The sequence below is a fragment of the Stenotrophomonas sp. KH_036_B genome (assembly GCF_057839485.1).
Window position 1 is genome coordinate 1,402,857 of sequence record NZ_CM174491.1, and the last position, 10,723, is coordinate 1,413,579.

Genomic DNA, 10,723 nt, shown 5'->3' on the forward strand with positions numbered 1-10,723 from the left:
CGATCAGCGCACCGGCACCGGAATGTTGCACAGGTCGATATGCCCCGCGGCGCGCTTGTAGAAGTCATCCACCCGGTTGCGCCGCGCCTCGACCGTATCGGTGAACGTCTTCGAATCGGTACGCAGCACCTGCAGCGTCGGCCGCTGTGCCTCGGGCAGGTCGCTGACGCGTTGGATCGACCGGATCGTCGTGCGCTGGCCGGCGTCGGCATAGAAGCCCATCGGCGCCGGTCCACGCGGCAGCGCGCTGAGCAGCTCCATGCCCTTCAGCACGCGTCCTACCACGGTGATGTTGCGGTCCAGCTGGCGCGGCGACTGCCCGGTCACCACGTACAGCTCGGCACCGATGCTGCTGTCTTCGTCGTTGTTGCGGCCGGCACCCAGCGCGCCGTAGCAGTGCGCCAGCCAGGTCCTGCCGTCCTTCGCGTCCTGGGCGACCGCAAAGCCGTCCACGAAACCGGTGCGGTCGGCCCAGCCGTCGCGGTCCGGGAGCACGCTGACCTTCAGCCCTGCGCTGTCGCGCTGGAATTCCGCCGGCAGCTTGCGCTTGGCCGAGCCCAGCGGTTTGGCCTTGGCGGCATCGTCGGCATCGGCGTCGCCGAACTGCACCACGAAGTTGTCCTGCGCGCGGTAGATGCTTTCGCCGTCCCAGAAGTGCTCGTGCGCAAACGTCTGGATGTTGGCCACATGCTGTGGCGCGAACGTGGGGGCCAGCTCGATCACCACCTGGCCCGCATCCAGGTTCATCAGCAGCAGGTTGGCCGGGTCCGGCGTGCGCCAGTCGCTCGCCGGTGACGCCTCCAGGATCTGCTGCGCACTGCGGTAGGGCGTGGCCGCCGTGGCAAGCCCCGGGAGCAGGCAGGCGAGGGCAAGTGCGAGCAGGGCAGGACGGCGTGGCGACATGGTGGATCCCGGGCTGGAAGATCCCCGATTCTGCGCGATGCCTGGCACCGGCCGCCAGCGGGCCGGGCCCCTGTCCGGCGGCAGGGTGACTAACGGCACGTTCGCTATAGCTGACTTCGCACTAGTGTTGACTCCACGCTAGCTGGAGATCGTCATGAGCGACCACGAGGCCCACCTGAAGAAGTTCCAGAAGGAGCTCAGCGCCGGCACCGTTTCGCTGGCCCTGCTGGCGGTGCTGGCCAAGGCGGGCGAGCCGCTGTACGGCTACCTGATTGCCAAGGAGCTGGAGCGGGTCGGCGAAGGCGTGCTGAGCGGCAAGCAGAGCGCGCTGTACCCGGTCCTGCGCAACCTGGAAGGGGCCGGTCTGCTGGAAAGCCATATCGAACCGTCGGTGGCCGGGCCACCGCGCCGCTACTACCGCATCAACGAACGTGGCCGCGAGGTGCTGGAGCAATGGATCCAGGCCTGGCGCGCCACCCGCGATTCCGTGGATTCCGTGTTGGAGGGGGTACTGCAATGAACGACCAGACCAGGGCGGGCGAGAGCCTGCCGACCACCATCGGGCAGTACCTGGCCCAGCTGCGCGCGGCGCTGCACGACGCCGACCCGGCCATGGTGCAGGACGCGCTGTATGACGCCGAGGAGTATCTGCGCTCGGAACTGGCGGCGCAGCCCGGCCGCAGCGAGGCCGAGGTCATTGCCGACGTGGCGGGCAGTTACGGCGCGCCGGAGGAAGTGGCCGAGATCTACCGCGAGACCGAGATCACCGTGAACCGCGCGCTGCGCACGCCGAGCGCCAGCGTGCGCCCGATCGCACGGGTGGTGCCGGCCCAGGTGGCACCCGACGTAGCCACCGCGACCGCAGCCGCGGGCGGCGGGGCGCCGCCGACGGACCGCATGCCGCCGCCGCCGCGTTCGGGGCTGGCGCGCTTCTTCGGCGTGGCGCTGGAGCCGCGCACCTACGGGGCGCTGTTCTACATGCTGCTGTCGCTGGCGACCGGCATCTTCTTCTTCACCTGGGTGATCACCGGGCTGTCGATGTCGCTGGGCCTGATCGTGCTGATCATCGGCATACCGATGACGGTGCTGTTCTTCGGCTCGGTACGCGGCCTGGCACTGCTCGAAGGCCGGCTGGTGGAAGTGCTGCTGGGTGAACGCATGCCGCGCCGGCCGCGCTATGCCGATCGCAGCCGCAGCTGGCTGCAGCGCATCGGCGACATGTTCACCGATGGGCGCACCTGGCTGACGATGCTGTACTTCATGCTGATGCTGCCGCTGGGCATCCTGTACTTCACCATCGCGGTAACGCTGCTGACGGTGTCGCTGGTCTTCATCTGGGCGCCGGTGGCCTCGATGTTCGCGCTGGGCGCGCCGAGCCTGTACTTCGAAAGCGAACTGGTGGTGCTGCCGCTGTGGGCCACCCCGGCGCTGGCCGTACTGGGTGTGGCGCTGTTGTTCTGCACCATGCACCTGGCGCGCTTCATCGGCCACCTGCACGGGCAGATGGCGAAACATCTGCTGGTGCGTTTGTAGGTATCGGAGGTGACGACCAACGGTCGTCACCTACCGGAAGTGCATGCATCGGGATGGCGACCAACGGTTGTCATCCCGCGCGGCAGGTATCGACCGTGGGTCGATCCCCCCGTCACCCCGCTTTTTTGCGGATCGGCGTGACATTGCTGGCGGCCTTGGTCGCCTTCTTCGGCTTTGCCGCCGCCTGCGCATTGGCCGCGAAGAAATCGCGCACCTTCGGGTACACGGTTTCGCGCCAGCGGCGGCCACTGAAGATGCCGTAGTGGCCCGCGCCCTCGACGATGAAATGCTCACGGCGCTCGGCCGGAATACCGGTGCACAGTTCCTGCGCGGCCTCGGTCTGGCCCAGGCCGGCGATGTCGTCCAGTTCGCCTTCGATGCTCAGCAGGGCCGTGCCGGTGATCGCGCCCGGATCGACACGCTCGCCCTGCACGTACCACTCGCCACGCGGCAGCAGGAATTCCTGGAACACCACCTGGATGGTGTCCAGGTAGTAACGCGCGGGCATGTCGAGCACCGCGTTGTATTCGTCATAGAAACGGCGGTGCGCGTCGGCGTCTTCCATGTCGCCCTTCACCAGGTCGGCGTAGAAGTCCCAGTGCGAACTGAAGTGGCGGCTGGGGTTCATCGACAGGAAACCGGCGTGCTGCAGGAAGCCCGGATACACGCGACGCCCCGCGCCGGGATAGCCCGGCGGCACGGTGTGGATGACGTTGTTCTCGAACCACGACAGCGGGTTCTGCGTGGCCAGGTTGTTCACCGCGGTCGGGCTGCAGCGTGCATCGATCGGCCCGCCCATCATCACCAGCGAACGCGGCGTGGTTTCGCCGCGGCTGGCCATCAGCGACACAGCAGCCAGCACCGGTACGGTCGGCTGGCACACGCTCACCACGTGCAGCTTCTCGGCACCGAGGTGGCGGATGAATTCCTGCACGTAGGCGATGTAGTCGTCGAGTCCGAACTCGCCGTCGCTGCCCGGTACCATGCGCGCGTCGACCCAGTCGGTGACGTACACGCGGTGGTCGCGCAGCAGGGTGCGCACGGTATCGCGCAGCAGCGTGGCGTGGTGCCCGGACAGCGGCGCCACCACCAGCACGAACGGCTGGTTGAGCATGGTGTTGAGCTGGTCGGCTTCGTTGCTGTGGCGCTTGAAGCGCAGCAGCTTGCAGAACGGCTTGCTCACCTCTTCGTGCACCACGATGGGCACGCGCTCGCCCTCGACCTCGATTTCGTTGATGCCCCACTCGGGCTTCTCGTAATCCTTGCCGATGCGATGGAACAGCTCATTGACCGCCGCCAGGCGATCGGCGCCGGGCATCTGCGACCACCAGTGGCCCTGGTTGGCGAAGAACCTGGCGTTGGCCTGGGCCTGGTGCACCCACGGGGCGAGCATGTTGCGGGTCAACTCATGCAGTTGATAGAGCATGACGTCCGAATATGTATGGTCTTATGTTGCCGCGCAGCATACTCCACCCGGGGCAGTCGCGCGTTAATAGGCGACGCCTGTCTCAATTGGCCGCGAGATCAGCGGTCGCCGCGTTCCAGCGCGGCGGCGTGCCCGGCGAGCGCGGGCGAAAGCCAGCAGTGCGAGCCCAGCGCGGTGAAGCCCTCCGCATTGAGCTGGCGACGGTACCAGGCCGCAGGGCGGGCCTGGAAGCCTTCGTGGTCGCCCTCGAATTCGTCCTCGGCGGTGAATGCTTCCAGGAAGGCGACGCCCCCAGTGAGCTCGGCGAAGCCGGCCAGGGCGGGGCGCAGCTCCCGGGTGGGCACGTAATGCATCACATCCGAGCACACCAGCAGGTCGACCGGCGGGCAGGGGCGCAGCCAGGCGAAATCACCGACCCGGGCAGGGCGCAGGTTGCGGCTGCGCGCATAGCGCTGTACGGCGTACTCGCTGCTGTCGAAGCCCAGATACTGCACGCGTGGACGCAGCTTGAGCAGCGGTGCGCGCCATGCGCCCTCACCGCAGCCGATGTCGAGCACGCTGCGGATCGGCCGTTCCAGGTAGTACTCGGCGCTGGCCACGGCCAGCGCCACCTTGCGCGCCAGGCGCGCGGCGCCACCGGTCTGGTCGGGCTGGTACCAGCGCTGGAAGTAGGCGGCGTCGTAGGTCTTTTCCATGGGCATGTGCGTTTGGGTGAAAGCGGCGCTTATCGTACGGTGTGGGGGCGCGGATGCGTCGTCCGGGTGTGGCAATGGGTCGCTTCAGTCCCCCATGGGGCGGCCCAATCCGGCATGCGAGAATGGCGGCCCATCCACGCCAGCCGCCGGAGCCCGCGCATGCAGTCCTACTACTGGGTCAAAACCTTCCACCTGCTGTTCGTGGTGGCGTGGATGGCGGCGGTGTTCTACCTGCCGCGGATCCTGGTCAACCTCAGCGAGACCGCCGGCCAGCTACCGGTGACCGAGCGCCTGCAGTTGATGGGGCTTCGCTTGTACAGGTTCGGCCACATGATGTTCGGCCTGGCGCTGATCCTGGGCCTGGTACTGTGGCTGGGCTACCGGGTGATTCCGGACTTCCCGACCATGGTGGCCCCGGGCGCGGCGGGCTGGCTGCACGCCAAGCTGGGCCTGGTGGTGCTGCTGCTGGTCTATTACTCGTGGACCGGGCGCCTGCTCAAGGGGGCGGTGCGGGGCCGCACGCTGCCGTCGTCGCGCGCGCTGCGCTGGTTCAACGAGCTGCCGCTGGTGCTGTTCATCGGGGTGGTGTGGTTGGTATTGGCCAAGCCGTTCTGATTGTCAGCTCACGACCAACGGTCGTGAGCTACCGGAACGCGGCTGCCGGTGGATCGAGCGCCGGGCCGCCTTGCCCTTGCCGGCGAAGGTCGCTCAACAGCGGCTGCCGGTGGGGCGAGCGCGGGGCCGCCATACCCTTGCCTGTGAATGTCCCTCGACAGCGGCTGCCGGTGAATCGAGCGCCGGGTCGCCTTACCCTTTCCGGCGAATGTCCCCCGGCGTCGGCCTGTGGCCGCCCCCTCCTCCTTTACTTCGCCTACAAGGGCAAGGCGCCCCGGCACTCGACCCACCGGCGTTGCACCCTGACTTCCGCTTTTCCATCGCCAACCGCAAGCCGAGCCCCGTCGCGGGCGGTAGGTCCCTGGCAAAGTAAAGGAGGAGGCGGCGGCGCAGGCCGACGCCGGGGGACATTTGCATAGGGGCCTGCCGGCCGGGACGGGGCCCTCAACGCTCGCGATGAACGTGATCGAAGACCCTGCACCAAGCTTCTACGGCCCTAGGAACGGGACGCTTGGCGCGGGTGGGCGAAGAGCCAAAAAAAACCGGGCGCATGGCCCGGTTTTTCGTGGCGAAGCACGCCGCAGCCCATCAGGCCGCTTCGTACGCCCCGTAGCTGCGCAGGCGCTCGTAACGCTTCTGCAGCAGTTCTTCGGTGGACAGCTTTTCCAGCGCGTCCAGCTCGTTGAGCAGCACGGCCTTCAGGCGCTTGGCCATCTGGGTCGGGTTGCGGTGCGCACCGCCGGTCGGCTCGCGCACCATCTTGTCGATCAGGCCCAGGCCCTTCAGGCGCGGGGCGGTCATGCCCAGCTGCTCGGCGGCATCCTTGGCCTTGCCGGCGTCCTTCCAGAGGATCGAGGCGCAGCCTTCCGGGGTGATCGTGGAATACACGCTGTACTCCAGCATCACGGTGCGGTCGCCCACACCCAGCGCGAGCGCGCCACCGGAGCCACCTTCGCCGATCACGGTGCAGATCACCGGCACCTTCAGTTCGGCCATTTCCATCAGGTTGCGCGCGATCGCCTCGGACTGGCCACGCGATTCGGCGTCGATGCCCGGCCAGGCGCCGGCGGTGTCGATCAGGGTCAGCACCGGCAGCCCGAAGCGTTCGGCCATCTTCATCAGGCGCAGCGCCTTGCGGTAGCCCTCCGGCTTGGGCATGCCGAAGTTGCGCCTGATCTTTTCCTTGGTATCGCGGCCCTTCTGGTGCCCGATCAGCATCACCGAGCGGCCACCGATGCGGGCCAGGCCGCCCATGATGGCCTTGTCGTCGGCGAAGGCACGGTCACCGGCCAGCTCCTGGAACTCATCGCAGAAGATGCGGATGTAGTCGGCGGTATACGGACGCGAGGGGTGACGGGCCAGCTGCAGCACCTGCCACGAGGTCAGGTTGCGGAAGATCTGCGCGGTGCGCACCCGCAGCTTGTCCTGCAGGGTGCGCACTTCGGCCTCGACATTGACCGCCGGGCCCGCGCTTGCGCTGCGCAGCTCCTGGATCTTTGCCTCCAGATCAGCGATGGGTTGCTCGAAGTCGAGGTAGTTCGGATTCATCGGAAGCCGTCGTGAAGAAAAGAGGGAAAGTGTAGCCGAATGCGTCTAAATGCCCCGTACGCCGTCGTCTGGTCCGGGCCTAATTGGCCCATGGCGGACTGTAACGCACCTTCAGGGTGCGCACGGCCGGGTCGGCCCGCAGCGCATCGACCAGCTGGCTGTCCACGCGCACGGCCACATCGCCGGCGACGTCGAGCATGCCGGCCACCGGACCCTGCCCGGTGCCCAGCAGCAGGTCCAGCCGCAGCGGCGTGCGGCCCGGACGGTGGCGGTCGAGCAGGGCGTTGACCCGGCTCCATACCGGCTCGCCCTGGCGCAGGTCGAGGCGCAGTGACAGGCGGGTGGCGTAATTGGCGCAGATCTCTTCGAAGTCCCAGACCTGGCGGATGCGCAGCGCGTAGCCGCCATTGAACTCGTCCTCGCGCAGGCCGCCCTTGACCACCAGGATGCGATCCTTGGTCATCAGGTGGCCGAACTCGGCCAGGCCGTCGGTGAACGCGCTGCATTCGACCCGGCCCTTGCCGTCCTCAAGCTGCATGAAGATCTGGCTTTCGCCCTTGCGCCGTACGCCCACCACCAGCCCGGCCAGGATCACCGGGGTTTCCTGGCGCCAGGCGCGCTTCTCGCCATCCTTGCTCGGACGGGCGGGCGGGATGAGCTTCTCCAGCATGCCCAGGTCGGTCCCCACCAGCTCCTTGACGTCGTCGGCGTACGGGTCGAACGGGTGGCCGCTGAGATAGAAGCCCAGCGTTTCGCGTTCACCGTCCAGCAGCTGGCCCAGCGCCCATTCCTTGGCCTCGGGCAGGTCCAGCTGCAGCGCGGTGCTGACCGGGTCGGGGGCGCCGAACAGCGAGTTCTGGCCGGAGGCCTTCTCGCGCGACATCTGGTCGGTGGCCTTGAGCACTTCCGGCAGCTGCAGCATCAGCGAGGCGCGGTTCCTGCCCAGGCCGTCGAGCGCGCCGCAGTTGATCATCGCTTCGAGCGTGCGCCGGTTGAGCTTGCCCGACTCGATGCGCATGCAGAAATCCAGCAGCGATTCGTAGCGGCCCTTGGCCAGGCGCTCGTCGACCACCGCTTCGCAGGCGCCCTGGCCCACGCCCTTGATGGCGCCCAGCCCGTACTGGATGGTGTCGGCGCTGGACGCCTCGAACATGTACGCCGAGTCGTTCACGCGCGGCGGCAGCACGGTCAGGCCGAGGTTGCGCACTTCGGCCAGGAAGCCCACCACCTTGTCGGTGTTGTCCATGTCCGAGGACAGCGTGGCCGCCATGAACTCGGCCGGGTAATGCCGCTTGAGCCACGCGGTCTGGTAGCTGACCAGCGCGTAGGCGGCGGCGTGCGACTTGTTGAAGCCGTAGCCGGCGAACTTCTCCATCAAATCGAAGATCTCGTCGGCCTTGGGGCCGTCCACGCCGCCCTTGGCCGCACCTTCGCGGAAGATCTCGCGGTGCTTGGCCATTTCGGCCGGCACCTTCTTGCCCATCGCGCGGCGCAGCAGGTCGGCGCCGCCGAGCGAGTAACCGCCCACGATCTGCGCCATCTGCATGACCTGCTCCTGGTACACCATGATGCCGTAGGTGTCTTTCAGGATCGCTTCTGTACGCGGATCGGGGTAGATGATTTCTTCCTGCCCGTGCTTTCGCGCGTTGAAGGAGGGAATCAGGTCCATCGGGCCGGGGCGGTACAGCGACACCAGCGCGATGAGGTCTTCAAAGCGGTCGGGACGCGCGTCCTTCAGCAGGCGGCGCATGCCCGAGGATTCGAACTGGAACACCGCGCCGGTGTTGCCGTTGGCGAAGATGTCCTTGTAGGTGGGGGCATCGTCGAGCGGCAGTGCGGTGATGTCCACCGGCGGGATGCCGGCACGGGCATGGCGCTTGTTGATCGCCTTGACCGCCCAATCGATGATCGTCAGCGTGCGCAGGCCGAGGAAGTCGAACTTCACCAGGCCGATTTCTTCGACGTCGTTCTTGTCGAACTGGGTAACCGGGTTGCGGCCGCGTCCGCCTTCGTCGTGTTCGGCGAACAGCGGGCAGAACTCGGCCAGCGGCTCGGGCGCGATCACCACGCCACCGGCATGCTTGCCGGCGTTGCGGGTGAGATCCTCGAGCTGGCGCGCCAGGTCGATCAGGTCGCGCACGTCGTCTTCGTTCTGGTAGCGCTGGATCAGCTCCGGCGACGCCATTTCCGAATCCTTGCCTTCGCCCATCGCATCCTTGAGCGAGATGCCCAGGATGTTCGGGATCAGCTTGGAGACCCCGTCGACCAGACCGTACGGGAAGCCGAGCACGCGCCCGGAGTCGCGCACCACGGCCTTGGCGGCCATGGTGCCGTAGGTGATGATCTGGCTGACGCGTTCGCGGCCGTACTTGCGCGCGACGTAGTCGATGACTTCGTCGCGGCGGTCCATGCAGAAGTCGATGTCGAAGTCGGGCATCGACACGCGTTCGGGGTTGAGGAACCGCTCGAACAGCAGGTTGTACGGAATGGGATCCAGATCGGTGATCTGCAGCGCCCACGCCACCAGCGAGCCGGCACCGGAACCACGGCCAGGCCCGATCGGGATGCCCTGGTTCTTGCCCCACTGGATGAAGTCGGCCACGATCAGGAAGTAGCCGGGGAAGCCCATCTTGATGATGGTGGAGAGCTCGAATTCCAGGCGCTCGAAATAATCGGCGCGGGTCTTGCCTTCGGCCAGCGGATTCTTTTCGAGGCGCGCTTCCAGGCCCTTGCGCGATTCGCTGCAGATCCAGCTGTCCAGCGTTTCGTTTTCCGGCACCGGGTAGTTGGGCAGGAAGTAGGTGCCCAGCCGCATCTCGATGTTGCAGCGCTCGGCCAGCGCCAGCGTGTTGTCGATCGCATCGGGGATGTCGGCGAACAGCGCGCACATCTCTTCGGGCGATTTGAGGTACTGCTGGTCGCTGTAGTCGCGCGGGCGCTTGGGATCATCCAGCACGCGGCCGGAGGAGATGCACACGCGCGCTTCGTGGGCGCTGAAATCGTCCGGGCGCAGGAACCGCACATCGTTGCTGGCCACGACCGGCAGGCCGCGCTGGCCGGCGGCAACGAGGGCAAACTGGTTGAAGGCTTCTTCGCCGTCGCGGCCGGTACGGGTGAGTTCCAGGTGCAGGCCGTCGCCGAACACACGCTGCCAGTCGGCGAGCTGCTGTTCGGCCAGGTCATGACGGCCTTCGCCGGCCAGGCGTCCAGCCAGGCTGTCGCGGCCGGCGAGGGCAAACAGGTTGTGACAACCGGCCTTGAGCCAGTCGGGGTGCACGGCCACGCCGCCTTCGGGGCGGTGGCCTTCCATCCAGGCGCGGGTCAGCAGGCGCGAGAGGCTTAGGTAGCCTTCGCGGTCGCGACACAGCAGGGTCATGCGCCAGGGGGTCATGCCCTCTTCGGCGATCATGATGTCGGCACCGGCAATGGGCTTGATGCCGACGGTTTCGGCCGCCTTGTAGAACTTGACCAGGGCGAACAGGTTGTTCAGGTCGGTCACTGCCAATGCGGGCAGTTTCAGTTCGACGGCGCGGCTGAGCAGGTTGGCCTGCTTGGCTTTCTTCGGGTCAGCCTGATCCGGTTTCGCGGGGACACGGATGGTCGAATCCGCCAGCGAAAACTCGGTGTGGACGTGGAGATGTACGAAACGGGAAGTGGTCATGCCGGGCCAATGTAATGCCTGGTCAGGGTATCCGCGCGCCGCAAGCGGAACAAGGCTTGACAGGGTGCGGGGTGGGCGGCTGGGTTCAGGTTGTTTTTTACGGCGAAAGCAACGGCGGTGAAGCCGGGGCGTCGGCGCTGTCGGTGTAGGGGTGGCGGGTGCAGGGTCGCGGGACACGCCGTGAACCCGTCCATGGGGGCTCGTAGAAAACATCCATGTTTTCTACGGTCCCGCGCCCCTACCCCCGCCACCCCTTCGATAGAAGGCCGGTGCTCATGGAAAAGCGGAAAACCGCCATCCAACGCCAAAACCGCAGGTGACGTGCCATGCGCCAGATCTCAC

The 10,723-nt window shown here is 66.9% G+C and carries 8 protein-coding genes; 3 read left to right on the forward strand and 5 right to left on the reverse strand.

The window, feature by feature from the left end:
- Positions 1-3 precede the first annotated feature (3 nt).
- Entirely contained in the window at positions 4-903 is a 900-nt protein-coding gene (locus AC3ITN_RS06450; RefSeq protein WP_489392409.1) for a peptidylprolyl isomerase, read from the reverse strand.
- A 154-nt stretch (positions 904-1,057) separates the two neighbouring features.
- Here AC3ITN_RS06450 and AC3ITN_RS06455 point away from each other — a divergent pair, with 154 nt between their 5' ends.
- Entirely contained in the window at positions 1,058-1,423 is a 366-nt protein-coding gene (locus AC3ITN_RS06455; protein ID WP_313348400.1) for a PadR family transcriptional regulator, read from the forward strand.
- The gene (locus AC3ITN_RS06460) at positions 1,420-2,436 is read left to right on the forward strand and encodes a sensor domain-containing protein (protein WP_489392410.1); all 1,017 of its coding nucleotides are present in this window, start codon (positions 1,420-1,422) and stop codon (positions 2,434-2,436) included. The genes AC3ITN_RS06455 and AC3ITN_RS06460 overlap by 4 nt, the downstream gene beginning before the upstream one ends.
- Positions 2,437-2,548: 112 nt before the next feature.
- On the opposite strand, the gene AC3ITN_RS06465 is transcribed toward AC3ITN_RS06460, so the two are convergent.
- Both AC3ITN_RS06465 and AC3ITN_RS06470 read right to left on the reverse strand, forming a co-directional pair.
- A complete protein-coding gene (locus AC3ITN_RS06465; protein ID WP_313348404.1) occupies positions 2,549-3,862 on the reverse strand; it encodes a polyhydroxyalkanoate depolymerase in 1,314 nt (437 codons plus the stop codon).
- 98 nt (positions 3,863-3,960) lie between these two features.
- A complete protein-coding gene (locus tag AC3ITN_RS06470) occupies positions 3,961-4,557 on the reverse strand; it encodes a class I SAM-dependent DNA methyltransferase (protein WP_489392411.1) in 597 nt (198 codons plus the stop codon).
- 159 nt (positions 4,558-4,716) lie between these two features.
- Between AC3ITN_RS06470 and AC3ITN_RS06475 the strand changes: the two genes are divergently transcribed.
- Complete coding sequence (locus AC3ITN_RS06475) at positions 4,717-5,172, forward strand: CopD family protein (RefSeq protein WP_313348408.1); 456 nt, start codon at positions 4,717-4,719, stop codon at positions 5,170-5,172.
- Positions 5,173-5,760: 588 nt separating this feature from the next.
- Here the strand turns inward: AC3ITN_RS06475 and AC3ITN_RS06480 are convergent.
- Complete coding sequence (locus AC3ITN_RS06480) at positions 5,761-6,720, reverse strand: acetyl-CoA carboxylase carboxyltransferase subunit alpha (protein ID WP_313348409.1); 960 nt, start codon at positions 6,718-6,720, stop codon at positions 5,761-5,763.
- Between the two features lie 79 nt (positions 6,721-6,799).
- Complete coding sequence (dnaE, locus tag AC3ITN_RS06485; protein WP_489392412.1) at positions 6,800-10,381, reverse strand: DNA polymerase III subunit alpha; 3,582 nt, start codon at positions 10,379-10,381, stop codon at positions 6,800-6,802.
- Between the last annotated feature and the right edge of the window lie 342 nt (positions 10,382-10,723).

Coding starts and splice junctions, on each gene's coding strand:
- AC3ITN_RS06450 (WP_489392409.1), bottom strand. CDS start 903: ATGTCGCCACGCCGTCCTGCCCTGCTCGCACTTGCCCTCGCCTGCCTG.
- AC3ITN_RS06455 (WP_313348400.1), top strand. CDS start 1,058: ATGAGCGACCACGAGGCCCACCTGAAGAAGTTCCAGAAGGAGCTCAGC.
- AC3ITN_RS06460 (WP_489392410.1), top strand. CDS start 1,420: ATGAACGACCAGACCAGGGCGGGCGAGAGCCTGCCGACCACCATCGGG.
- AC3ITN_RS06465 (WP_313348404.1), bottom strand. CDS start 3,862: ATGCTCTATCAACTGCATGAGTTGACCCGCAACATGCTCGCCCCGTGG.
- AC3ITN_RS06470 (WP_489392411.1), bottom strand. CDS start 4,557: ATGGAAAAGACCTACGACGCCGCCTACTTCCAGCGCTGGTACCAGCCC.
- AC3ITN_RS06475 (WP_313348408.1), top strand. CDS start 4,717: ATGCAGTCCTACTACTGGGTCAAAACCTTCCACCTGCTGTTCGTGGTG.
- AC3ITN_RS06480 (WP_313348409.1), bottom strand. CDS start 6,720: ATGAATCCGAACTACCTCGACTTCGAGCAACCCATCGCTGATCTGGAG.
- dnaE (WP_489392412.1), bottom strand. CDS start 10,381: ATGACCACTTCCCGTTTCGTACATCTCCACGTCCACACCGAGTTTTCG.